Below are 23838 nucleotides of genomic sequence, written 5' to 3' on the forward strand. Positions count from 1 at the left end.
ACAGCACACAGACTTGCGATCAACAACCGATTGACGTTCCCTCCATGACCACCGGCCGCTGGCTCACCGTCCGGTGAACCGGCCGCGCGTCATGCAGATGTCGATGAAACGTGGATCCTTTCCTGGTGTGCTGGCCGGCATGACCGACGACATCGATTCCGTTGTCCTGGCCGGCCTGGTGGCACAGGTGGACGGCCCCGTGGTGACCCCCGGCGACGAGGGGTACGCGGCGGAGACCTTCACGTGGAATCTCGGGTTCCTGCAGACGCCGGCCGTATCCGTGGGCGCCACCTCGGCCGCCGACGTGCGGGCCGCGGTGCGTTTCGCCGCCGCTCAGGGCCTGCCGGTGGCCGTGGTCGCGACCGGGCACGGACCGATGAGCGCGGCCGACGGCGCCGTCCTGATCAACGTACGCCGGCTGACCGGCTGTGTGATCGACGGACAGCTCCGGACGGCGACCGTGGGCGCGGCCACCGAATGGCAGGACGTCGTCGAGGCGGCCGCGCGAGAGGGATTGGCGCCGCTGGTCGGTTCGTCGCCGAACGTCGGTGTCGTCGGCTACACGATCGGCGGCGGTGTCAGTCCTCTGCTCGGCCGCTCGTACGGGTACGCGTCCGACCACGTCAGCTCTGTGGAGATCGTGACTCCGGACGGCGTGCTGCGCACGGCGGCTCCGGATGAGGAGCCCGGGCTGTTCTGGGCCGTCCGCGGCGGCAAGTCGAACTTCGGCGTCGTCACGTCCATGACGTTCGATCTGATGCCGGTCACGCGCTTCTACGGCGGCGGAATCTACTTCTCCGCCGAAGCGGCGCCGGCGGTGCTCGCCGAGTTCCGCCGGCTGGTCGCGCTGGACGACGAACGGCTGACCGTGTCGTTCGCCTTCCTGCGACTGCCGCCGCTGCCTTTCGTGCCCGAGCCGCTGCGGGGCCGGGTCACCGCGCACGTCCGCGTCGCTTTCCTCGGTGCGGCCGCGGAGGGCGCCGACCTGGTGGCCGGTCTGAGGTCGATCGGCGAGATTCTCGTCGACGCCTGTGCTGAGATGCCGTTCACCGCCTTCGCCTCGGTGCACAACGACCCGGTCGACCCTATTCCCGCGTACGAGCGGACCGCGCTCCTCTCCTCCTTCCCGGCGCAGGCGGCCGAGGCGTTGGTGGAGGCGGCCGGCGCCGGGGTGGACACGCCGGTGCTGATGGTGGAGGTCCGCCAGCTGGGCGGCGCGCTCGCCCACGAGCCGGCCGTGTCCAGCGCGATCAGCCACCGGGACGCGCCGTTTTGCCTGCTCGTCGCGACAGCCGGCGGCCCCGGTGAGGGCGATCTGCTCGGTGCGCCGCTCGAGGCGATCCTGCAGGCGATGAAGCCCTGGGACCACGGCGGCACTCTGGTCAATTTCCAGAAGGACTCCGACGCGGCCCCCGACCGGGTGGCGACCGCTTACTCGCCGGACACCTACAAGCGGTTGCTGGACGCCAAGCGGCAGTACGACCCGCTCGACCTGTTCCGGGTCAACCACACGCTGAGCGTGTGAACACCTCGGTCGAGCGACCCGCTCATCAGGTCGAGCAGGGCGCGTCTGTCCGTAGGGGCGTCAGGGTCCGGTCACGGGCGGCCGTCAGGGCGTCCCAGCGGGCCCGCATCGCCATGACGGCGTCGTCGCCGTCGATGCTGTGGGCGGCCCGCAAGGCGAGGAAGCCGACCAAATGGCTGGGCAGCCGATAGTGGTTCTCGTCCTCGGTGTCGACGATCAGGGAGACGTCGTCGAGCGCGTCGAGGGCCGAGTAGGCCTGGTGCAGCGGCAGGCCGACCAGCTCGGCGACCTCGGCGGCGGAGATCCGCTCCGGTCGGACCGCGCCGATGGCCCGCAGCACCTGCGCCGGGAGAGGCGCCAGCATCTGGTAGGAACGGGAGAGCGCCGCCGAGACGATCGCGCAGTCGTCGTGGGAGGCGGCGTACGGGTCGGACAGCTGCTCGGCCAGTTGATCCGCGATCGCCGCGATACTCCAGCGTGGACGTCCGTGGACGCGGTGGGCGGCGACCAGGACGCCGAGGGGGTGTCCGCCACACAGCTCGGCCAGGCGGGCAGCGGCGGCCGGCTCGCCGAGCACGCGGGCCCGGCCGGCGACCGCGGTGATCAGGCCGAGGCTGTCGTCGAGGCGGAAGCCCCCGAGCCGGATCCAGTTCGCCTCGGGCACCGAGGTGAGGCGGCGGGCCGACGTGATGAGCAGAGTGGCGCGCGGAGCGGCCCGGCGCAACAGACTCACCTGCGTGGTGTCGGTCGCGTTGTCGACGACAAGCAGCAGACGGCGTCCGGCCATGAGGCTGCTGAACATGGCCACCCGGCCACCGTCGGTCGCCGGGATGTCCGGGCCGGCGCCCAGCATGCGCAACCACTCCTGCAGGACACCGCCGATGCCGCCGGCGTCACGAAGGTCGGTGTACAACTGACCGTCCGGGAACGAACCGGCCAGCTCGTGGGCGGCCCGCAGCGCCAGCGACGTCCGCCCGGAGCCGCTCAGGCCGGTGATGACGGCGACCCGGCCCGGACCGGACAGGGCGGAACGAAGCAGGCCGAGCTCGGTCTCGCGACCGACGAAGTGGGTCAGCCCGGCGGGCAGGAAAACCGCCGGCGCGGGTGTCGAGGGCGGGGCGGGGGCGGGCGCGACCACGATGAGACTGGGATCGCCTCGCAGGATGCGCCGATGCGTCGCCTGCAGAGCCGGTCCGGGCTCGACGGCGAGCTCGTCCCGGAGCAACTGGTGTCCCTGCCGGAAGACCTCCAGCGCCTCGGCCTGCCGGCCACGCCGGTAGAGCGCCAGCATCAGCAGAGCACGCGGCGCCTCGCGCAGCGGGTGGGTGTCGACCAGACGGGCGAGATCGGCGAGATCCTCCGCCGTGGGTTCGGCGCTCTCCAGACGGGCGGTCAGGCGCAGCTCGGCGGCCATGTCCCGCCGGTCGGCGAGGCGGGTGCGCTGCGTCTCGGCCCAGTAACCGGGCACGCCGGCGAGCGGGATGCCGGTGCTGCCGGCGAGAACGGCGTCAAGGGCCCGGGCCGCACCGGCCGGATCGGCTGCCCGCAGCAGTTGCTGGGCGTGAGTGACTGCGGCATCCAACTCCCAGACATCGGCGCTCAGCTGTCCGCCGGACAGCCGGTAGCTGTCGGCGAGGGCCGAAATCTCCGCTCCCGTGCCGTCCAGCAGGCGGCGCAGCCGGGAAAGGTACGTCCTGATGGTGCCGAGCGCGGCGCGCGGCGGGTTCTCGTGCCACACCACCCGGATCAGCTCGCCGACGGTCACCGGCCGGCCCTCGACCAGCACCAGCGCGGCCAGGAGGGCCTGTTGCTGCGGCGAGCCGACCGGGACTTCCTCGGCGTCACGCCACATGCGCAGCGGACCGAAAGCGGCGAACCGCAGCCTGGCTGTCATATCTGTCCTCGAGATCTCGGTACCGTCCACGTCCTGCGTGATCCCGCCGGCCGGCCTCCGCGACCGGGCGGCGATCCGTCTCCGGTCGCCCGGCAGTGGCCAGACGCTACTACGCAGTCATGATGGAACCTCTGCAAGCGAACTTCGTACGGTAAATCCCGCGGCGACGCGGATTGCGGCGCAGTTCGTTCGGTGAGCCCTGCTGTTGGCCGACCACGTCCCGGCGCTGAGGACCCGGCGGCATACCGGGCTCTCCCCGGTATCGCGGGGATGATCGGTGCTGTGTCGTGGCCGGTCGAGGGCATTTCCCGACGATAGAGAGCCCGCCAGGCCTCATATAGAACGGAAGCGCCACGAAACCTGGAAAAGGCGCGCCACGACGGGGGGTCGCCCTCCGGACGCGGCGTGCTATCCATGGATTCGTGGATTCCGCTGAGCTGGTCGACACGTACCTGCGCGCCCTCGAAACCGGCGATGTCGGGCTGGCCGTCGGCCTGTTCGCCCCCGACAACGTCGTCCAGTCGCCGTTGTACGGTCCCTTGCCTGCCGAGCTCTTCTATCCGCGATTGTTCGCGGACACCGGCAGTGCTGTGTTGACGCTGCGGTCGGTGATGCGCGGAGCCGACCGGAACGGGGCCGCGGTCGTCAGTTTCTGGTTTCATTTCGACTGGCGGCTCCCGGACGGGACGCCGGCTCCCTTCGAGGTGGTCGACGTCGCGGAACTGGACGAGGACGGCCGCATCGTGCGACTGAGCCTCATCTACGACACGGTCGACGTCCGGCCGGCCTTCGAGAAGGCGACCGGGCGCCGGTCGTGGCGCGCCCACGACTGAGGGCGGCGGGTCAGGACGGCCGGGGCCCGGCCGGGACCAGGCGGACGCCCAGGGTCTCCAGGAAGAGCCGGCTGTCGTACTGGGCCCATTCCTCGGCCAGGGTTCCCTGGTCGTTGTAGCGGAAGACGTTGTTGATCCGGTACATCATCCGGCCGCCGGTGGGCTCGAGCGGGCCGATCGGGGAGGCGTCGAAGCGGCGGGCGAAGATGCCGGTGAAGGTGGTGCGGGCCCCGACGAAGGCGCCGCCGTCGGAGAAGATGGCCTGACGGGTGACCTGGAAGTCGTCGAACGCCCGCCGGCAGGCCGCGAAGTAGTCCCAGAGCTCTTCCCGGCTCAGCGTCCCGCCGTCCGGCCCGTGGAAGCGGAAGTCCGGGGCGAAGAACGCGGCGAGCAGGGCCGGATTCTCGCGGGCGATGCCGTCCTCGCCGATCCGGATGAGCTGCCGGGACCGGGCGTCCAGCGCGGGGTCGTCGGCCGACAGGTTCTTCTCGGTAGTCATCGTGTTCCCGCTTCCGCTGGGTGATGGTGCGCCGGACGGCGTGGCCGTGGCTGCTGCGGCCGGCGCTGGGTCGGAGGATCCGCCGCACGCGGCGAGAGCCGCGGTGGCCAGGACACCGGTGAAGGCGGCCAGCGTGCGCCGGCGAGTGAAGTGCGGCTGAGCAGGCGTGGTCATTGTCGATGTCCTCAGATAAGAGCGAGGTGAATTGATGACCTCGCGTCGAGTTCGGGCTGCGTCACGCGGTCTGGACAGGGGCTCTCAGCCCGGACCGGACATGTTCGAAGCCTTGCAGCCCACCGCCTGATCAGCCACGACAGTTCGGCACGCAGGTATGCCTCGGGCGCATGGCTCCGCGAGGTCCGGCTCCTACGGGAACTCCCGGCGTGGTCGGTCGTGCATGTAATCGGCCACGGTGCGGTAGACGGCCGGGTTGACGATGTCGTGCCGCATGGGATCGCGGTGGGCGCTCCAGTCGGGGTTGGCGAGATAGCCGGCCACCACCACGTCGCGCGTGCCGACGACCATGGACGCGGTGTTGTCGCCGTCGGTCGTCCCGGTCTTGCCGAACACCGGGTGCCCCACCACGGAACGGACCTGGGGCGCGGTTGCTCCCCGGCACGTGCCCAGCCGGGCCCGGTCGCCGACCGGGCAACGAGCCGCGTCCAGGGCCTTCCGGGCCACGCCCGCCGACGTCGCGCGCGTGCAGTCCGGCCGGCCGACGGCGAGCTCGGCCCCGCCGGCGGAGGTGATGCTCCGGACAGGTGTGGGCGTGCAGTACAGGCCGTCGGCGGCGAGCGTCGCGTACGCGCTGGCGATGTCCAGCGGCGTCGATGACGACACTCCGAGGGTGAAGGCGCCCCACTGATTCGCGCCGGCCGGATCGCCGGCGATGGCGGCGTCCGACCCGGCCCGGAACCGTACGCCGAACCGCCGGGCCGCGTCGATGACCTTCGCCGCTCCGACCTGCTCCTGCAGGGGCACGAAGTACGTGTTGACGGACTGGCCGAAGCCTGTCCACATGTCGTAGGTGCCCTTCAGGCTCGGCGACGCGTTGTGCGGGCAGTAGAAATGCGTGCCCGGACAAGCGGTCGGGGAACCAGGGTCGATCACATACTTCGACCGGTACGTGCTGCCGGAGGTGATCTTGTGGTCGAGGTCGTAACCGTTCTCCAGCGCGGCCACCATGGTGAACATCTTGAAGACCGACCCGGCCTGGTACCCGGAGATGTCGCCGCCTCCGGTGATGATCGGGTTCACGGTGCTGGGGTACGTCCCCTTCTGGCCCCGCGCCGCCAGCTCCGGATCGGAATGGCGCTTGTTCCGGCTCGTGTCCGGGCTGTACTTGCGGTTCGCCGCGAGCGCCTGCACCCGCCCGGTGCCCGGCTGCACCGCCGCCAGCATCAGCGCGTTGCGGTTGGTGTCCTTGGTGACCTTGGTGATCTCCGTTCGCGCCGACGCCTGCGTCCGCACGTCCAGTGACGTCACCACCCGGTAGCCGCCCGACTTGAGTCGCCGTTCCCGCTCGTACGCGTTGGCCCCGAACGCCTGCTGGGACAGCCACCAGCGGTAGAAGTAGTCGCAGAAGAAGCTCCGGCAGCCACTGCCGGCCCGGGTGACAGCCCGGCTCACTTCGGTCTTCTTGGCCGCGGTGGCCTGCTGCGCGGTGACGAATCCCAAGTCGCGCATGTTGTCGACGATGTAGTCGCGCCGGGCCGTCGCCTGTGGATGGCCGCCGTCGGTGGTCGGGTCGAACGCGGTCGGCGCCTTGACCATGCCGGCCAGCAGCGCCGCCTCGGCGACGGTCAGGTCCTTCGGCCGCTTCTTGAAGTACACCTGACAGGCGGCGTAGACGCCGTACGCGCCGTTCCCGAACGGGGCCATGTTGAGGTAGCGCTCGAGGATCTGTTCTTTGCTCAGTTCCTTCTCGAGCTGCATCGCGTATTTCATCTCGGCCAGCTTGCGTCCGGGGGTGTCCTCGGTGGCGGCGACCGCGTCGCCCGGTGTCCGGGCGGTGTACGCCAGCGCCATGCGGACGTACTGCATCGTCAGGGTGGACGCGCCCTGCCGGGCTCCACCGTTGTGGTTGTTGACGAAGGCGCGGGCGACGCCCTTGAGGTCCACCCCGTTGTGTTCGTAGAACTGGTGGTCCTCGGCCGCCACGATCGCGTTCCGCATGGTCGCCGGGATCTGCGACAGGGGCACGTCGCTGCGGAACTCGTCGTACATCACCGCGATCTGCGTCCGGCCGTCCGCGGCGAAGATGCGGCTGATCTGGGGAGCGGGCTGCTGCTCGAGCTCGCTGGGCAACCCGGCGAAGCCCTGTGAGCCCGCCTTCGCCACCAGTCCCGACATCGCGGCGGCCGGGAACGACGCGGTCGCGATGAGAACGCCGCCCAGCAGGCCGTAGAGCAGCAGAACGGCCACGCGCCTCACCGCAGCGCCTCCGCTGCCACCTTCGCGGCCCGGGCCACCAGGGCGTCGTCGTACTCGGCGTCCGCGCTCGGGCGGCTGGACAGCACCGCGAGGACGATGGGCCGATCCGGTTCGGGCCACAGCACGCCGATGTCGTTGCGGGTGCCGTACTCGCCGCCGCCGCTCTTGTCGATGACCTTCCAGCCGCGGGGGACGCCCGCCCGGATCAGTTTGTCGCCCGTCGCGTTACCGCTGAGCCACTCGACGAGTTGGGCGCGGTCGCCGGCCGGCAGGGCGTCGCCCAGGACGTACTCCTGGAGATTGCCGGCCAGGGCCCGCGGGGTGCTGGTGTCGCGTTCGTCGCCGGGCACCGCCTCGTTGAGGGCCGGCTCGGTGCGGGCCGACTCGGTCACGTCGTCGCCGAGCTCCCGGAGCGACTTCTCCAGGCCGGCCGGACCACCCAGCTCGTCGAGCATGATGTTGGCGGCGGTGTTGTCGCTGGTGCGCACGGCGGCCTCGGTCGCGTCGCGCAGGCTGATGCCCCGGCCGACGTGTTTCTCGGTGACGGGGGAGTGCGGCACGAGGTCGGCCCGGTCGACCGTGACGACCTTGTCCAGCGGAGCGTCCCGGGACAGCAGGGCCCCGGCGGCGAGGGCCTTGAAGGTGGAGCAGTACGCGAACCGCTCGTCCGCCCGGTGTTCGACGCGCTGCCCGGACACCACGTCGAGCGCGTACACGCCGAGCCGGGAACCGAACTCCTTCTCCAGCGCGGCGAAGTCTCGGCTGCCCGTGTTCACCGGGGCCGTCGCGGCCCCGGACGAGGCCGTCACGCCCGCGGAGGGCGTCGCCACGACGTCGGGCTCGGGTGTGCTGCAGGCGCCCAGGAAGACGAGGGTCGTCACGGCGGCGGCCTTGCTCAAGGTGCTGATCATTGATCACTTCCGTGGGAGACAGGGTTGCTTCGAGGCTGACACGCAGGATCGATGCTGTCCAAGACAGTTTGTTGGCCATTGATGCAGATCCGGCATAGGTTGGGCCGGTGGACCTCATCGGGAGTTGTGTGGCGTTCATCGCGGTCAGCCGGCACGGCAGCTTCACCCAGGGCGCGGCCGCCGCGGGCATCCCCCAGCCGGTGGCCAGTCGTCGCATCGCCGCCCTGGAGGAGCACTTCGGCGCTCCGGTGCTCGAGCGCTCGTCACGGACGGTGGCGCTGACCGCGTTCGGCCGGGAGATGCTCCCCGCGGCCCAGCGACTGGTCGAGCTGGCCGACGCGATGAACGACGATGCCGACCGGGCCCGCCGCCGCGTCTTCGATCTCGCCGTACCGGTCTCCAGCACGTCACCGGCCCTGGCCCACCTGATCGCCGCCGGCCGGCGTCACGGCCTGTACTTCGATGTCGTACCGGCCGGACCCGGCGCCCGCGCCGACCTGGTCCGGGCGCGCGAGGTCCACGCCGCCCTCACGGCCGTGCCGCCCGGCGACGGCACCTGGCGGGTGCCGGTCGGCCTGGCCGGCGGTGGGCCCGGCGAGAGCCGCGCCATCTACCTGGAGGAGCTGCGCACGGACCGGCTGGGCGAGCGGGCCCGCCGGGTCTGGGTGCAGCCCGAGGACGACGTCCCGCACGTGCTGGACCGGCTCGTCCGCCTGGGCAACGCGGTCGGCCTGCAACGCCCGCAGATCGCCACCGCACGCACCGTGCCCGGCGCGGTCGCCCGGGCCCTCGAGGGCGGTGATCTAGTCTTGTGCTCACCGGGTGAGGCCGCCGCGTTCGGACTGTCCTGGCAGCCGATCGGGGAAGAGCCGTTCGCCCGGGGCTATGCCGTCGCGTCGGCCTCCAAGGACGACGGCCGGACGCTGCGGACGACCCTGTCGGCCGCCATAGCCGCCTGTGTCGGCGCCACCGGTGACGGGAGAGACCAGCCATGAGCGTGACCGCCGTCGTCCGGGAGGCCCGAGACGCCCTGCGCCAGGCCGGCCTGCGCGCGTCCTTCCTGGTGCGGGACGTGGACACCGGTGACGAGATCGACCTGGACGCCGACGTCGAGTTCCCGGTCGCCTCGCTGGTCAAGATCCCCCTGGCCGTCGGGACGCTGGAGCGCGTCGCCCGGGGCGAGCTCGACCCCGCGACCCGCCTCGAGGTGGCGCCGGGGCGCACCCGGACCCCGGGCCCGACCGGACTGAGCCGGTTCCGGCACCCGGCCGTGGTGGCCATCGACGACCTGCTGTACCTGGCCGTGTCGATCAGCGACAACGTCGCCGGGGACGCGCTCTTCGACCTCACCCCGCCGGCCGCGATCGAGGCCGAGCTGCGCCGGCTGGGATTCGAGGACATCGCCGTACGCCACCGGTTGCGCGATCTGATGGACACGCCCACGGAGCGCTTCGGGCCGGCCGACCTGCACCTCGCGCACTCGCTGGCCATCGGCGCGGGCACGGCGGGGCGCGGGCACGCCGTCGCCCAGCTCGACGTGAGCCGGGCCAACACCGGCACCGCCCGGTCGTACGCCGATCTGCTCACCGGTCTCTGGCGGCCCTCCACCATCACCCCGGAGGCCGCCGCGCGCGTCCGCGAGTTGATGGCGGCCACCGTGGTCCGTCATCGGCTGGCGCCCGACTTCAGCTCGGACGCGTCGCTCTGGTCGTCCAAGACCGGCACGCTGCTCAACCTGCGCCACGAGGCCGGCGTGGTCGAGCACGCCGACGGCCAGACCTTCGTCGTGGTGGCGCTGACCGAATCGCAGATCCCCGCAGCGGCCCAGACGGCTGCCGAGACGCTGATGGGTCGCGTCGCGCGGAGCCTGCGGGACTCGCTGCGGGGATCGTCGGGAAAAGCCGATCAGGTCGCCGGACGGAGAAGGTCCTCGTAGCCGACCTCGCGGTAGAACTCCCGGCGGACGCGGTCGCCGACCCGGAAGACCTCCTCGGCGCCGTCCTGGGCCGGGTCGATGAACACGCGGAACGGCCGCTGTCCCTTGGGCTGGTCGACCAGCGCGACGACCTGGCGGGCCACCTCGTCGGGGTCGGCGTCGGCCGGCGACAGCTGGGCCTGCTTGGCCAGCAGGTCGTCCATGGCCCCCGCGTACAGGTTCTCGTACTCCTTGGCGACCACTTCGTCGTCCGGGTGCCCGGCGTGGGCGTAGTGGTTGGTGCCGGTGGTGAACGAGCCCGGCACGACGATCGTCGAGTCGATGCCGAACCGGGAGACCTCGGCCGCGATGCTCACCGCGAGCGAGTCCTCGGCCGCCTTGGCGGCGAAGTACGGGCCGAGCCACGGGGGAGTGCCGCCGCGGGCGCTGGTCGAGCCGATCCACACGAGCAGGCCGTCCCGCCGGCGGCGCATGTGGGGCAGGACAGCGCGGTTGACCCGCTGGGTCGACAGCACATTGGTGTCGTAGATGCTGGCGATCTGCTCGACAGTGAACGCCTCGACCGGGCCGAGGGTCATGTGCCCGGCGTTGTGCACCACGACGTCGATGCTGCCGCGCTCGCCGACGATCTGAGCGACAGCGGCGTCGACCGACGTCTGGTCGGCGACGTCCAGCTCGATCGCCTGGGCCTGGACGCCGTGCTCTTTCGCGTATCCGGCGAGGTCGGCGACGGCCTCGGCGTTCCGGTCGGTCGTGTGACGCATGCCGGCGTAGACGACGTTGCCCGCGTCGGCCAGCGACCGGGTGATCATGGCGCCGAATCCGCTCGACGCGCCCGTGACGATGATGGTCCTGCTCATCAGATGACGCCTCCGTTGGCGAAGATGGTCTGGCCGTTGACCCAGCGGGCCGGGCCGGCGAGGAACGAGACGACTTCGACGGCATCGCCCGGCTCGCCCAGCCGCTCCAGCGGCGCGGCCTTCGACATCTGGTCGATGACCTGCTGGGGCTTGCCCTCGAGGAAGAACGACGTGGCGGTCGGCCCGGGAGCGACCGCGTTGACCGTCACGTCGCGGCCGCGCAGCTCCTTGGCCAGGATCGGGGTCAGCGCCTCGACCGCGGCCTTGCTGGCCGCGTACGCGGAGTAGGTCGGCAGGGCGAGCTTGCGGACGGTCGTCGCGAAGTTGATCAGCGCGCCGCCGGGGCGCAGCCGCCGGGCGGCCTGCTGGCTCACGAGGAAGGTGCCGCGCACGTTGATCCGCTGCATCTTGTCGAAGTCGTCGATGCTCAGCTCGGTCAGCGGGCTGAGCAGCATGATGCCGGCGGTGTTGACCACGACGTCGATGCCGCCGAACTGCTGTTCCACCGCGTCGAACAGATCCTGTACCGGCTGCGGCTCGGCGATGTCGGCCTGGACGGTCACGGCGGTGCCGCCGCCGTCGATGATGTTCTTGGCCGTTTCCTGGGCCGGAACCGGGTTGCCGGCGTAGTGCACGACCACGCTCATGCCGTCCGCGGCGAGCCGGGTCGCCACCTCGCGACCGATGCCACCGGAACCTCCGGTGACGAGTGCGATCCGGGGGTTGTCAGACACTTCTTCTCCTTTGCGGGGCTGCGATGGTGCGGGGCTGCGATGGTGCGGGGCTGGGATGGTGCGGAGCTGCGATGGGAAAGTCGGTTGATCGGCGAGATCGTGCCGCCGTCGGCATCAAATCTGCCCGCGCCGGGAAATCATCCGAGCCCGTTATTGCGGCGAGCGGGTCCGGAATTGCGCGGCCGTCCGCCGCCGTGCCGTTTGAAATGGCCCATGAGCTGGCAAATTGGACGAGAGCGTCACCAATTGCCCGGTGATGCGGCGCTCGCGTCCAAGGCCCTGCCTCCGACGCCTCCCTAGCCTTTCGAGGTACTGCTGGATATCTGTGCCGGCAAACGCCGCGAGGCGAGCCGTTCCCGCCCCTTCACATCAATGAAGGCTCGAGCGACGACCGCGTGACTCCGTCGGACGGCGGGGCGAGCCGCTCCGTTGCCGCCACTGGCCGAGCAAACTGGGAGGGGTTGCCTGTGGAACCGCTTCACGTCGTCGTCCACGGCCACATGCCGCTGATCGAGGACGGGCTGATCGGCTACCTGCGGGGCCGGCCCGATTTCGTGGTCGTGTCCGGCAAGCGTCTCGAACAGGCGCAGGTCATCGTGCTGAGCGCCGAGCGTCTCGGGGTCGACGTCGCCGCCCGGCTGCGTCAGCTGGCCACCACGTTCGGTGTGCCGGTCGTCCTGGTCGTCGACGAGATCGACCAGGCCGGGATGCTCATCGCGGTGGAGTGCCGGGTGGTGGCCATCCTGCCCAGCCGGGCGGTGACCGCCGATCTGCTGGCCTACAGCGTCAAGGCCGCCGCCGAGGGCGGTGGGATGATGCCCACCAACCTGATCGGTGACCTGGTCAAGCACGTCGACCGGCTGCACCGGGAGGTCCTCGGGCCGCACGGGCTGAGCGCGTCCGGCCTGACCCCGCGCGAGATCGACGTGCTGCGTCTGATGGCGGACGGGTTCGACACGGCCGAGATCGCCCGGAAGCTGTCCTATTCGGAACGGACGGTCAAGAGCGTCGTCGCCGGCTTGACCAAGCGCCTCAACCTGCGCAACCGGGCTCATGCGGTGGCGTTCGCCCTCCGCACGGGCATCATCTGAGCCCAGCCGGACAGCGTCGGTGTGGCTCAGGCGCTCATCCCGCCGTCGACCGGCAGGACGACCCCGGTGACATAGGACGCGTCTCGCCCGGCATCCTCGACGCCGTGGCCACCGCCGTGCGTCTCGACGACGCCGAGCGCTCCCACCTGCGTCAGCTGGTGCGGACGACGGAACCCGGGCGCCGCGCGGAGCCGGCCCCGACCTCGCACGACACCGTGCGCCCGGGGATCCACCGCCTTCTCGAAGGCCTCACCGACCTGCCCGCCTACGTCTTCAACAACCGGCTGGACATCCTCGCGGCGAACCCGCTGGGCCGTGTTCTGTACTCCCCGCTCTTCGACGACCAGGCCGAGCCACCCAACTCCGCACGTTTCACGTTCCTGCGCGAAGCCGAGGCGCGGCGGTTCTGGCCCGACTGGCCCGGCTTCGCAGACTACGCCGTGGCCGTGCTCCGCACCGAGGTCGGGCGCCACCCGCACGACGCCGCGCTGACCGGCCTGGTCGCCCGGCTCCCGGGAGCACGACATCCTCGCGCTGCTCACCGGTCGTGCCGTCTACACCGGGTGATGGAGTCGATCTCGGTCGTCCTAAAACAGAACAAACATTCGCCCTCGATAGTGTCCGCATGCGAATGACACTTCACACCGGTACGGTGCTGGCGATCTGCGGCACCCTGGCGCTCGGAGCCTGCGGCAGCACCCCGGAACCGGCAACCCGGGCGCCCGACGTGGCGACCCTGCAGTCGACGGCGGCCGCACCGCCCAGTTCGGCGCCGACGCCGGCGGCCGAGCGGCCGGTCATCCCGGTGGACGACAACGTGGATGCCATCGGCCGGCTGGAAACGGCCTGGGTCTATTGCCTCCGGGACAACGGCGTGCCGCTCGACACGGCCATAGGAGAGTCGAAGACCGCGCGGAAGGAGCCGCGTTACCAGGCCGCCTACAAGACCTGCGCGATCAAGGAGCCGGAGTTCTGGATCGATCGGGAGGCGCGGACCAACCCGGAGTACGCGGATCGTCTGCGCGACGCGGTGACCTGTCTGAAGAGCAAGGGCCACAAGGCGCGGCTGGACACGTCGAAGACCCCGGCTGTCATCGCCTACCCCAGCATGGGTCAGGAGACCGCCGCCATCGACGACCGGGACGAGTGCCTGCGCGAGGCGTTCGCCGACCGGCTCAAGCGGTACCCGAAGAGCTGACGACCTCGCCCTCGACCGCATCGCCCAGCTCGCGGCGCGGCGAGTGAACGTCGGCGGCCTTGCCGGTGCGCACCCGGACGCGGCGCGGGCCGAACAGGTCGTCGACGGCCGGCTCCCCGTCCTGCTGCTCGGCCGAGCGTTCCACCAGACGCCGGATGAACAGGCGGCTGGGCGGGAGCAGCAGCACCAGGCCGAGCACGGCGGTGAAGAAGCCGGGCAGCGCCAGCAGCGCCGCGCCGAACAGCCCCACCACGGTGTCACTGAACGCCGCGCCCAGAGGCTGATCCTGATCGGCCCGGGCGCGCAACCGGTCCCTGTTGCGGGCGATCGCCCGGCGTAGCAGCCAGGCCCCGGCCGTGCTGCACAAGACCAGCAGCAGGACCGCCCAGACCGCGCCGATCGTCCGGACGACCTCGATGAAGGTCGCCACCTCGAGCACGGTGAGCACCGCCAGAGTCACCGCGGCCGGTCGTGTCCACCTTCTTCTCCGCAGCGTGGGCAACAACGCCGCATCACGACCGTGCACCTCGACCTCCGATGTCCCGTACCGGCCGACAGATTACTGCCGGCCGCGTCGCCGTATCGGTACCGATCACGATGCGAGTGCCTCGGTGGGCGTCAGCCGGGAGGCGTGAATCGACGGATAGACGCCGGCCACGATGCCCACGACCACCGATCCGGCCAGCCCGGCCAGCAACGCCGGCAGCGGCACGACCAGCGGCCACCCTTGACGGGCGGCGTAGGCGGCCGTGAGGACCAGCCCGAACGCGGTGCCGGCGGCCCCGCCCAGGGCCGACAGGACGATCGCCTCGGTGAGGAACTGGGCCCGGATCTGACCGCGGCTGCTGCCCAGGGCCCGGCGCAGGCCTATCTCGGAACGGCGTTCGAGCACCGAGATCACCATGGTGTTGGCCACGCCGACCCCGCCGACCAGCAGCGCCACGGCGGCCAGGCCGAGCATGAGGACGGAGAAGGTCGACTCGGTGGCACGCTTGGCGGCCAGGGCGTCCGAGGGCCGGGTGACGCTGACCTGGCTCGGCTGTTCCGGGTGGACGGTCGCCGGCAGCACCTCGCGGACCGCCTCCACCGCGGACTCGCGAACCCGTACGTAAATGATCGTGGGGTTGCCGGCGAAACCCAGGACCGTCCGCGCCGTTTCCCAGCCGATCAGCACGGACCGGTCGATGTCGGGGGACAGCGGGATCGGGTCCAGGATGCCGACCACCGTGAACCACTGCTTGCCGATGATCACCTGCTGGCCCGGGGCGTCGAAGCCCAACCGCGTCGCGGCCACCGAGCCCAGCACCACCGCCGGGAAGTGTTGTTCGGCCGGGGTGAGCCAGTGTCCGAGGCGGACCCGGCCGTTGAGCACGTCGAGCAGATCAGGCTGGGTCGCCCGTACGGTCAGGCCGGAGCCGTCGGCCGCGTCGACCCGGTCCGAGCGGCGCACCACGGCGCTGGTGCCGGCCACCGCGCTCACCGCGGTCACCGGGCCGATCCGCCGGACCATGCCCACCGACGCGGCCGGGAAGACGGCCGGCGGGTCCTGCTGGGTGGGCACGATCTGCAGCATGTCGGCGCCGAGGGCCGCGAGCTCGCGTTCCAGGGCGGCCCCGCTGGACGCCGGGATGCCGGTCACCACCACCATCGTGGCGATGCCGATCGCGATGCCCAGGGCCGACAGGGCGGCCCGCAGGCGCCGGGTGCGGACGCCGAGCAGGCCCAGTTCGAGCAGGTCCAGCGGCTTGAGTCTCATCGGTCGGCCACCAGTCGCCCGTCCCGGATCTCGACCCGGCGCGGCAGGGCGGCGGCGATGTCCCGGTCGTGGGTGATGATCGCGATCGAGGCGCCCTCCGCGTTCAACCGGCGCAGAAGGTCGAGAACGGCCTGACCGGTACGGGTGTCGAGCGCGCCGGTGGGCTCGTCGGCCAGCACCAGCGCCGGGCCGTTGACGACCGCGCGGGCGATCGCCACGCGTTGCCGTTCACCGCCCGAGAGCTGCTGGGGACGGTGGTCGACCCGGTGGGCCAGACCGACCCGGGCCAGGGCCTCCAACGCCATCGGCCGTCGCTGCCGCCGCGGCACACCGGCGTAGAGCAGGCCCGTGGCGACGTTCTCGGCCGCGGTCAGCGCGTTGCTGAGGTGGAACTGCTGGAACACGAAGCCGAGCCGCCGGCCCCGCATCTCGGACAGCTGCCGGTCGGAGAGGGCGGCGACGTCGTCCCCGCCGACCAGCACGGTGCCCGACGTCGGGCGGTCGAGGGTGCCCATGACGTTGAGCAGTGTGGACTTGCCAGATCCGGACGGGCCGACGATGCCCAGCAGGTCGCCTTCGCGCACGGTCAGCGAGACGTGGTCGAGGGCGGTGACGCCGCCCGGATAGACCATGCTGACGTCCCGTACGGCCAGCACCGGCACGGCGCCGACGATCGTCATGAGGTGGTCACCACGCTGGTGCCCTCGGCCAGGCCCTCGCCGCTGACCTCGACCAGCCCGCCGGCGAACAGGCCGGTCTCGACCGCCAGCAGGCCGCCGCCGGCGATCTGGACGGCATAACCGCCCTCGGCCAGCGCGATCAGCGCCCCGACCGGTACGGCCAGCACGTCCTTGCGGGTGTCGCCGGCGAACACCACCTCGACCGGCGCGGCGTCCAGCCGGGCTGCCTTGGCGGCATCGTCCAGGGTGACGGTCACGGTGAGTTTCGGTGGAACGTTCGGGTCGGTGGTCACGGCGGTCGAGACCACGCTGACCTTCCCCGGCCCGGTCTGCCCGTCCGGCAGCCGGACCTCGACCTTGTCCCCGCGCCGCAGACCGTCGGCCTCGGCCGGCTCGGCCTCGACGGTGATCACCTTGGTCGTCGGGGTGACCGCCAGCAGCGCGGCCTCGGCGCTGTCTCCCACCTGTACGGCCGTGCTCTCCACCCGCACCGCGCCCGCGAGCACCGCGACCTCGCCGATGCCGAGAGACCCCGAGGCCGGCAGCCCGGCGTCCTTCTGCCACCGCTTGATCGCCCGGACGAGCGCCGGAGTGAGCACGTCGTCGCCCCGGCGAACCTCGACCCAGGTGGTCCGCGTGGCCGGCGCGGTCGGGGCCGGCGTGGTCGGGGCCCGCGTGGCGCCCGCTTCCTGATCGCCGGTGGGCGCGGGAGTCGGCGCGCCCTCCTCAGCCGCGGGCGACACCTGCCGGACCCGGTCGCCGGGCTGGTAGCGGCGGCCCACCGAGTAGCCCATCGCCTTGAGGTTGTCGGCCACCACGCGGACGTCCCGTCCGACGGTGTTGGGCTGGTCCAGCGTCCGGAAGAGCGGGATGCTGCCGTAGAAGACCGGCACCGGCTCGTCGTCGACGCGGTAGAGCGCGGCCCCCCGGCGCACGGTCGCGCCGGGGGACGGGAGCCAGGTGACGATGCCCGGACGGCTGCCCTTCACCGGGCGGGCGGTGCCGTAACCCAGCTTGCCGGTCAGCGACACACCGGTCGACAGGTCCTGCCGAACGACCTCGGCGGTTGCGGTCGCCGTCGTCGGCGCGGCCGGGGCGCCGCCGGAGTCACGGCCCCACGCCCAGGCCCCGGCACCGGCCGCGCCGGCCACCGTCAGGACCGCCGCGGCATAGACGATAAGGCGTCGGCTTTTCATGCGGCGATGATGAGGGGTCGAGATCAGGAACCTGTTAAGACCCGTCCGGTCAGTTCGCCTTCGCCTTCGCCCTGGCGTTCGCCTTCGCGCTCGGATTGGATTTCGTCATGGCGCCCAGCATCAGGACGACGCGGCGCCGGTGCCGAGTGACTCCTGCCAGAGCGCCTCGGTGAAGGAGAGGACGAAGGCCTTGGCCGCGCCGTAGACCGCCATGTTGGGCGTCGACATCGCACCCCTCGACCTCACCGAGCCCGTCGAGCAGCACCTCGGCGATGTCCGCGATCCCGGTAAGCGGCGGCTGCAGGCCCAGGGCCAAGCTGGCCGGGACGCTCGCGTGTCTCAACATCGCCACCGACTCCTGGGGCCGGTCCGGCGGAACGGCGGATCTCGCCGCCTCTACAACGAGGTCGCCGAGGCGATGCGGGCCTGCCGCACCCCTCAAACCTGTGGTCCGGTAGGCAGCGTGACGGTGAAGGTGGTGCCCTCGCCGGGAGTGCTGATGACGCTGATGTCGCCGCCGTGGGCCTCGGCGATCTGGCGGGCGATGGGCAGACCGAGGCCGCTGCCGCCGGTGGCGCGGGTACGCGAGCTGTCGGCCCGCCAGAAGCGGTCGAAGACCCGGTCCAGATCATCCGGGGCGATGCCGACGCCGGTGTCCGCGACGGCGATGGTGAGCCGGTCGCCGGTGACCCCGGTCCGGACGGTGACCGAGCTGCCGGGCGGGCTGTACCGGATGGCGTTGGACAGCAGGTTGCCGATCATCTGACGCAGCCGCAGGGGATCCGCGCCGATGACGGGATCGCCGGCCGGCTCGGCGCGGAGCCGCACCTGGGCCGCCGCGGCGTGCGGCCGGTGGGCGTCGAGGACCTGCGTGACCGAGTCGTTGACGTAGACCGGCTCCGGATGCATCCGGAGGGTCCCGGCGTCGGCCGCGGCGAGGTCGCGCAGGTCGTCGACGATGTGCTGCAGCTGGATGGTCTCGTCGTGCAACAGGGTCAGCAGCCGGCTGTCCACGGTGGCCAGACCGTCCTGGACAGCCTCCAGCCAGCTGCGGATGTTGGTCAGCGGGTTGCGCAGCTCGTGCGCCACGTCGCTGACCATCGCCTGCCGTTGCGACTCGGCCTGCTCCCGCCGCTCGGACAGCTCGTTCAGGGCCGTCGCCAGGTAGCCGATCTCATCCCGGCCGGTGATGGCGACGCGAAGGTTGCCGGAGGGCCGCCGGGCGGCCTCGGTCAGAACCCGCAGCGGCCGGACGAGACGGAGCCCGACCACGATGGTGACCAGGACCGCGAGGATGAGCACGACGGCAGTGGCAGCCCCGGTCCGGATCAGGTTCGCCCGGGTGAACGGCAGGACGTCCGGTGCGGTGGAATCGGCGGGGTCGGTGACGAACAGCAGGGCGGCCGGCGGGACGTACGGTTCGAGTTGTGCCCGGCGGGCCTTGTCCAGGCAGGCCGCCGCCCGGGCGCTGCGTTTCGGGTCGGGCAGGCCCGTGTACGAGTTGATTTCCAGGACTTCGACCCTGAGGTCCGGCTGAAGGACCACTTCGTTGACGTCCTTCTCCTTGGCGCACGAGGCGATCAGCTTGCGCAGCGCCGTCAGCGGCCGGACCTCGGACGGGGTGGGGGCCGGCACGAGACCGCAAACAGAGGTGGACTTGCCGACGCTGGTGACGACCAGCCGGTTGCGGTTGTGCGGCCCGATGACGACCTGCGGCTCGAATCCGGTCCGGCGAAGGCATTCGAGAGACTCGTTCAGCCCGTCGCGCAGCTTCTTCTGTTCGGCCGCCGGCAGACGGTACGGGCCGACGACGCGGGGATCGATGCGGTCGGCGCCCCCGGTGATCGAAAGGTCGACGGCGAGGGGATCGACAGTGGCGGCCGGCCGGGCGGTCCGCAGCGCCGCCCCGGGCTGGGAGTCGGCGATGATCTGCCGGCTCTCGGTCAGCAGGGTGATCCGGCGGTTGAGCTTGGTCGCCAGCGAGGTGACCAGCGGCCCCACCCCGGACCAGTCGCGGTGGGTCGCGGCGTAGCCGAGCAGTTCGTCGTAGACGCTCTTGTCGTCGCTCAACGACTGGCCGAGCTGCTGCTGGATGCTGCGGGAGGTGGACTGCGAGGCGATCCACGAGGTCGCCACGACCGCGACCACCGCGATGGTCAGCGAGGCGATCAGCAGCCGGAAGATGAGGCTCCGGTGCAGCGGGACGCCGTCCATCAGCCCGTCGCGGCGGTGAGTTTGTAGCCGAGGCCGTACACGGTGACCAGCCGGGACGGCCGGCGCGGGTTCGGCTCGATCTTGCGCCGCAGGTTGAGGACGTGCACGTCGATGCTGCGCTCGATCGAGTCGCGTTCCACCCCGTTGGTGTGCTGCAACAGCTGGGCGCGGGTGAAGACCCGGTCGGGCTGGGCCGCCATCGCCGCGAGGATGGCGAACTCGCCGGGGGTGCAGTCCACCGGCTTCCCGTCGGCCGTCACCTCGTGGCGGGCCGGGTCGACGGTGAGCCGGCCGACGGTCAGCGACCCGGTGCCTCCCCGGCTGCGCCGCAGCAGCGCCCGGGTGCGCGCCAGCAGCTCCCGGGGACTGTACGGCTTGGTGAGGTAGTCGTCGGCCCCCAGGTCCAGCCCGGTCAGCAGGTCGTCCTCGCTCGATCGGGCGGTGAGCATGAGGATCGGGACGTCGGACTCCCGCCGCAGGATCCGGCACAGGCTCAGGCCGTCGAGACCGGGCATCATCACGTCCAGCACGAGCAGATCCGGGGCGCGCCGGCGGACCTCGGCCAGCGCGGCGCGGCCGTCGTGCACCACCACCGTCTCGTGACCCTCGGCGACCAGATAACGGCGCAGTACCTCGGCCTGGCCCCAGTCGTCCTCGGCGACCAGCAGATATGCGCCCACGGCGACGACTATAGGAGCCGATCGCCGTACCGGCGCGAAACCTAACAGGTTCCTCATATTGCGGGGCCGCGGTGGCCGCTAACCATCTCCTCACATTCGTCTGTGATGGTGCCCCGCATGTTTCGTACCGGAGGAAGTGTTGTGGCCTTGAGTCTGCTGTTCGTGCTGGCCGGTTGTTCCGGCGCCGAGAAGGAGGCGGATGCTCCGGCGGTGGCGTCGCTGCAGAGCGCGGCCGCTCCGACCAGCGTGGCCCCCGCCAAACCCAGGAGCGAGCGTCCGATCGTGCCGATCGACGCCACCGACGAGGACATCAAGGCGATGGCTCAACCGTGGGTTGCCTGCCTGCGGAAGGAGGACGGCTCCCGGTTCAAGGACGAGAGCACCTGGCAGATCTTCTTCAAGGGCGCCGACGAGACCGATCCGGCCATCAAGGCCTGCCTGTCCAAGATGCCCGAGTCATTGCAGGACAACATCAAGCGCACAGACCTGTCGGCGTTCAAGGACAACCAGCGTGAGTTCTACCAGTGTGCCAAGCGGGAGGGTTACAAGCTGACTGATCCGGACCCGACGACCGGCGAGTTCGGCCTCACCGCGATCGGCCCGAACGGTGACGCGGGTTCCCCCCAGTGGAAGGCGTGCGAGCGCGAGGCGTTCGCGCAGTAGGGCCGGGATGGCACTTTCGTACCGGTGGCGGGCTGTGAAGATCCGTCGATGGGCGGTCGTTCGGGGGCTTCGTTTTCGCGAGTCTGGACGTGTTGGGTTCAGCAACGCGAGGAGGAACTGGTCATGAGCAAGAAGGCTGTGCTTGCAGTCACCGGCATCGCTGCCCTGTTGGTGTGCGGCGGCGGAGGTGCGATCATCTACCAGACCGTCGACGCCGGGAAGGACTACCTCGGCTCCGCTGTGACCCCCGAGCAGTTCGAGGCCCAGCGGATCGGTCAGCCCGAGGATGAGGTCCGTCGCGCGCTGCCCAAGCCGCTCGACGTCGAGGAAAAGGATCTCTACGGCACAGACACCACGCGGGAGGGCCGGCCGGCCGACGCGGCCTGCAGTTACCACCCGGTGAGCTCGCTCAGCGAGGCCGAGGGCGGACCGATGTACCGTTTCTGCTTCACCGGCGGCGAGCTCACCGAGAAAAAGAAGATCATGGCCGAGGGCTGAGAGAGTTGAGTTCGACGACGCGCAAGGCCTACGAGGTGACGCTGGCACTGCTCGTCGCCGGCAGCATCGCCGCCATCGGTCTGCTGGTCGGTCTGCCGCCCGCTGCCGTCGCCGCGCTCGCCGGCCTCGACCTGGCGCTGGTCGCAGCGCGGCGGAAGTACCCGGCCGCCGCGCTGCTCGTCTTCGCCGCCGTCCTGCTGGCCACCGGCCGGCCGGACGGACTGGCCCTGGTCGTGCTGAGCTGGTCGGCCGGCTACCGGTTGCGCCCGGGCCGGCTCAGCGCGGTCCTCGCCGCCACCGCGGTCCTGTACGTGACCGGCTCCTGGCTGCACAACTCCGGAGGCATCACCGGGCTCGCGTTCCAGGCCGGGATCTTCGTGGTCTTCGCGATCCTGCCGGCCGTCGTCGCCCGGATGTCGGCCCAGCGTCAGGAGATCCTCGTCCTGCTGCACGAACGGACCGTGCACCTGGCCGGTCAGCAGCGGGTCATCGCCGAGCAGGCCCGGGTCCGCGAGGCGCACCGGATCGCCCGGGAGATGCACGACTCGCTCGGGCACCGGCTGACCCTCCTGACCCTGTACGCCGGGGCGCTGGAAGCCGGGGGCAAGCCGGACGGCGAGACGCTCGGGCTGTTGCACACCACGTCCCGGTCGGCCATCGACGAGTTGCGGCTGATCCTCGACGTCCTGCGCGACGAGTCACCGGTCGACCCGCAGCGGGCCGGCCTGGCGCACACCGACGACCTGGTCGCCGACGCCCGCTCGGCCGGGGCCGACATCGAGCTGGCCCGCGAGGGTGAACCGGTCGAGCTGCCCGTGATGGTCGAGCACGCGGCCTACCGCACGCTGCAGGAAGGCGTCACCAACGCGCTCAAGCACGCGCGCGGTGGCCGCATCCGGCTCGCCCTGCGGTACGAGGACGGCACGGTGATCGCCGAGGTCGTCAACGGTCCGGGTCGTCCGCACGACGGGCCCACCGGTGGTCAGGGGTTGTACGGGCTGGCCGAACGGGTCCGCCTGGCCGGTGGGGTGCTTTACCACGGGCCGGAGCCGGACGGCGGCTTCCGGATCGCCGCCACCCTGCCGCTGACTGCCTCGGCCCCACCGACGCGCGAACCGTGGCCGGCGGTGGCCGCCCCGGCCGTGGTGGACGATGTCGGGGAGGCTCTGCGCCGCGCGGACCGTCGCCGGCGGGCCTGGATCGGCGGGATCGTGGCCGGAGTGGTGGCCGTAGGGGTGCTGTGTGCCGGGGGAGCCATGACGTTCTGGCTGCACATCAGCGTCGACCAGGAAACCTATGACAGCGTGCGCGTCGGTGACAGCGAGGCCGCCGTACGGGAGAAGCTGCCCGACCCCGACTGGGCGCAGGTGACTGTCGATCCTGCTCCGGGCTGTGTCACCTACAACGGTGAGCTGGGCCTGTCCAGCGATCGGTCGTCGAGCGGGTACCGTTTCTGCTTCCGCGACGGGGCGCTGGTCTCGAAGGAGCCGATCGACGATGCCGGACAGTGAACCGCTGCGGATCCTGATCGCCGACGACGACGATCTGACCCGCGGCGGCATCCGCCTCATCCTGGCCGCCCTGCCCGGTGTCGAGGTCGTGGCCGAGGCGGCCGACGGTGTGCAGGCCCGCGATCTGGCCATCCGCCACCGCCCGAGCGTCGTGCTGCTGGACATCAAGATGCCGGTGCTGAGCGGGCTGGCCGCGCTGCGGGAGATCCGCCGGGCCACCACGGTGCCGGTCGTCATGCTCACCACATTCGGTGAGGAGGACTACATCGACGAGGCGCTGGCCGGCGGGGCAGCCGGATTCGTCCTGAAGAGCTCGGCCGCCGAGGAACTGGAACCGGCCATCCGCGCGGCCGCGGCGGGTCAGATGTTCCTGTCCCCACCGGTCACCCGGCAGACCGTGCGGCGGCTGGAACAGTTGCGCCCGGAGCCGCCCGGCGAGGGCGTCCAGGCCCGGCTCGACCAGCTCAGCGGGCGCGAGCTCGACGTGCTCCGGCTGCTCGCCCAGGGGTTGTCCAACACGGTGATCAGCCAGCGCCTGAGCATCTCCGAGAGCACGGTGAAGACGCACGTGAGCCGGGTGCTGCTCAAGCTGGAATGCGAGAACCGGGTGCAGGCGGCGCTGCTGGCCCACCGTCTGGGTCTGCTGGCCTGACCGGGGCGTCCCGGCCCGGGCCGATGGCACTTTCGTATCACGAGCAGGCGGACAGGATCCGTCGATGGACGGTC

Annotated in this window: 23 protein-coding genes; 11 read left to right on the forward strand and 12 right to left on the reverse strand. The window is 71.2% G+C overall.

Annotated features, from left to right (window positions below; all coding sequences use genetic code 11):
- Positions 1-103: 103 nt before the first annotated feature.
- Complete coding sequence (locus HJC40_RS05180) at positions 104-1525, forward strand: FAD-binding oxidoreductase (RefSeq protein WP_249998571.1); 1422 nt, start codon at positions 104-106, stop codon at positions 1523-1525.
- 25 nt (positions 1526-1550) lie between these two features.
- On the opposite strand, the gene HJC40_RS05185 is transcribed toward HJC40_RS05180, so the two are convergent.
- Positions 1551-3419, reverse strand: a complete 1869-nt coding sequence (locus HJC40_RS05185) for a BTAD domain-containing putative transcriptional regulator (RefSeq protein WP_249998572.1) — start codon at positions 3417-3419, stop codon at positions 1551-1553.
- A 422-nt stretch (positions 3420-3841) separates the two neighbouring features.
- Here HJC40_RS05185 and HJC40_RS05190 point away from each other — a divergent pair, with 422 nt between their 5' ends.
- Positions 3842-4252, forward strand: coding sequence for a nuclear transport factor 2 family protein (locus HJC40_RS05190; protein ID WP_249998573.1), 411 nt, complete (start codon positions 3842-3844; stop codon positions 4250-4252).
- A 10-nt stretch (positions 4253-4262) separates the two neighbouring features.
- Here HJC40_RS05190 and HJC40_RS05195 read toward each other — a convergent pair whose 3' ends face one another.
- The 3 genes from HJC40_RS05195 to bla form a co-directional block, all read right to left on the reverse strand.
- Entirely contained in the window at positions 4263-4925 is a 663-nt protein-coding gene (locus HJC40_RS05195) for an ester cyclase (protein ID WP_249998574.1), read from the reverse strand.
- A gap of 192 nt (positions 4926-5117) precedes the next feature.
- Complete coding sequence (locus HJC40_RS05200; protein ID WP_284042780.1) at positions 5118-7103, reverse strand: transglycosylase domain-containing protein; 1986 nt, start codon at positions 7101-7103, stop codon at positions 5118-5120.
- 77 nt (positions 7104-7180) lie between these two features.
- Complete coding sequence (gene bla, locus HJC40_RS05205; RefSeq protein WP_249998576.1) at positions 7181-8095, reverse strand: class A beta-lactamase; 915 nt, start codon at positions 8093-8095, stop codon at positions 7181-7183.
- Positions 8096-8202: 107 nt separating this feature from the next.
- Between bla and HJC40_RS05210 the strand changes: the two genes are divergently transcribed.
- Both HJC40_RS05210 and HJC40_RS05215 read left to right on the forward strand, forming a co-directional pair.
- Positions 8203-9090, forward strand: coding sequence for a LysR family transcriptional regulator (locus HJC40_RS05210; RefSeq protein ID WP_249998577.1), 888 nt, complete (start codon positions 8203-8205; stop codon positions 9088-9090).
- Positions 9087-10031: a serine hydrolase gene (locus HJC40_RS05215; RefSeq protein ID WP_249998578.1), complete on the forward strand. Its 945-nt coding sequence runs from the start codon at positions 9087-9089 to the stop codon at positions 10029-10031. Before HJC40_RS05210 ends, HJC40_RS05215 begins: the two co-directional genes overlap by 4 nt.
- On the opposite strand, the gene HJC40_RS05220 is transcribed toward HJC40_RS05215, so the two are convergent.
- Both HJC40_RS05220 and HJC40_RS05225 read right to left on the reverse strand, forming a co-directional pair.
- Positions 10001-10891 carry an SDR family oxidoreductase gene (locus HJC40_RS05220; protein ID WP_249998579.1) on the reverse strand — a complete coding sequence of 297 codons (891 nt, stop codon included), beginning with the start codon at positions 10889-10891 and terminating at the stop codon, positions 10001-10003. The two genes, HJC40_RS05215 and HJC40_RS05220, sit on opposite strands and share 31 nt — an antisense overlap.
- Positions 10891-11625 carry an SDR family oxidoreductase gene (locus HJC40_RS05225; protein WP_249998580.1) on the reverse strand — a complete coding sequence of 245 codons (735 nt, stop codon included), beginning with the start codon at positions 11623-11625 and terminating at the stop codon, positions 10891-10893. Before HJC40_RS05225 ends, HJC40_RS05220 begins: the two co-directional genes overlap by 1 nt.
- Before the next feature lie 467 nt (positions 11626-12092).
- Here HJC40_RS05225 and HJC40_RS05230 point away from each other — a divergent pair, with 467 nt between their 5' ends.
- From HJC40_RS05230 to HJC40_RS05240, 3 genes are all read left to right on the forward strand, one after another.
- Positions 12093-12716 (forward strand): response regulator transcription factor, encoded by a 624-nt coding sequence (locus HJC40_RS05230; protein ID WP_249998581.1) that lies wholly within the window; start codon positions 12093-12095, stop codon positions 12714-12716.
- A gap of 104 nt (positions 12717-12820) precedes the next feature.
- Positions 12821-13351 (forward strand): hypothetical protein, encoded by a 531-nt coding sequence (locus HJC40_RS05235; RefSeq protein WP_249998582.1) that lies wholly within the window; start codon positions 12821-12823, stop codon positions 13349-13351.
- Positions 13342-13914, forward strand: a complete 573-nt coding sequence (locus HJC40_RS05240) for a hypothetical protein (protein WP_249998583.1) — start codon at positions 13342-13344, stop codon at positions 13912-13914. The genes HJC40_RS05235 and HJC40_RS05240 overlap by 10 nt, the downstream gene beginning before the upstream one ends.
- On the opposite strand, the gene HJC40_RS05245 is transcribed toward HJC40_RS05240, so the two are convergent.
- The 6 genes from HJC40_RS05245 to HJC40_RS05270 all read right to left on the reverse strand — a co-directional run bounded on the left by HJC40_RS05245 (position 13892) and on the right by HJC40_RS05270 (position 20440).
- Positions 13892-14440: an FxsA family protein gene (locus tag HJC40_RS05245; RefSeq protein ID WP_249998584.1), complete on the reverse strand. Its 549-nt coding sequence runs from the start codon at positions 14438-14440 to the stop codon at positions 13892-13894. The two genes, HJC40_RS05240 and HJC40_RS05245, sit on opposite strands and share 23 nt — an antisense overlap.
- 66 nt (positions 14441-14506) lie before the next feature.
- The gene (locus HJC40_RS05250; protein WP_249998585.1) at positions 14507-15670 is read right to left on the reverse strand and encodes an ABC transporter permease; all 1164 of its coding nucleotides are present in this window, start codon (positions 15668-15670) and stop codon (positions 14507-14509) included.
- Positions 15667-16350, reverse strand: coding sequence for an ABC transporter ATP-binding protein (locus HJC40_RS05255; RefSeq protein WP_249998586.1), 684 nt, complete (start codon positions 16348-16350; stop codon positions 15667-15669). Before HJC40_RS05255 ends, HJC40_RS05250 begins: the two co-directional genes overlap by 4 nt.
- Entirely contained in the window at positions 16347-17546 is a 1200-nt protein-coding gene (locus tag HJC40_RS05260) for an efflux RND transporter periplasmic adaptor subunit (RefSeq protein ID WP_249998587.1), read from the reverse strand. Before HJC40_RS05260 ends, HJC40_RS05255 begins: the two co-directional genes overlap by 4 nt.
- Before the next feature lie 438 nt (positions 17547-17984).
- The gene (locus HJC40_RS05265; protein WP_249998588.1) at positions 17985-19760 is read right to left on the reverse strand and encodes a cell wall metabolism sensor histidine kinase WalK; all 1776 of its coding nucleotides are present in this window, start codon (positions 19758-19760) and stop codon (positions 17985-17987) included.
- On the reverse strand, positions 19760-20440 hold the full coding sequence (locus HJC40_RS05270) for a response regulator transcription factor (protein ID WP_249998589.1): 681 nt from the start codon (positions 20438-20440) through the stop codon (positions 19760-19762). The genes HJC40_RS05265 and HJC40_RS05270 overlap by 1 nt, the downstream gene beginning before the upstream one ends.
- 102 nt (positions 20441-20542) lie before the next feature.
- Between HJC40_RS05270 and HJC40_RS05275 the strand changes: the two genes are divergently transcribed.
- The 4 genes from HJC40_RS05275 to HJC40_RS05290 all read left to right on the forward strand — a co-directional run bounded on the left by HJC40_RS05275 (position 20543) and on the right by HJC40_RS05290 (position 23764).
- Positions 20543-21103 (forward strand): hypothetical protein, encoded by a 561-nt coding sequence (locus tag HJC40_RS05275; RefSeq protein WP_249998590.1) that lies wholly within the window; start codon positions 20543-20545, stop codon positions 21101-21103.
- 123 nt (positions 21104-21226) lie between these two features.
- The gene (locus HJC40_RS05280) at positions 21227-21601 is read left to right on the forward strand and encodes a hypothetical protein (protein WP_249998591.1); all 375 of its coding nucleotides are present in this window, start codon (positions 21227-21229) and stop codon (positions 21599-21601) included.
- 5 nt (positions 21602-21606) lie between these two features.
- Complete coding sequence (locus HJC40_RS05285) at positions 21607-23112, forward strand: sensor histidine kinase (protein WP_249998592.1); 1506 nt, start codon at positions 21607-21609, stop codon at positions 23110-23112.
- Entirely contained in the window at positions 23099-23764 is a 666-nt protein-coding gene (locus tag HJC40_RS05290; protein ID WP_249998593.1) for a response regulator transcription factor, read from the forward strand. Before HJC40_RS05285 ends, HJC40_RS05290 begins: the two co-directional genes overlap by 14 nt.
- Positions 23765-23838: the final 74 nt, after the last annotated feature.

It is taken from the genome of Actinoplanes sp. M2I2, assembly GCF_023544445.1.
Lineage (GTDB): Bacteria > Actinomycetota > Actinomycetes > Mycobacteriales > Micromonosporaceae > Actinoplanes.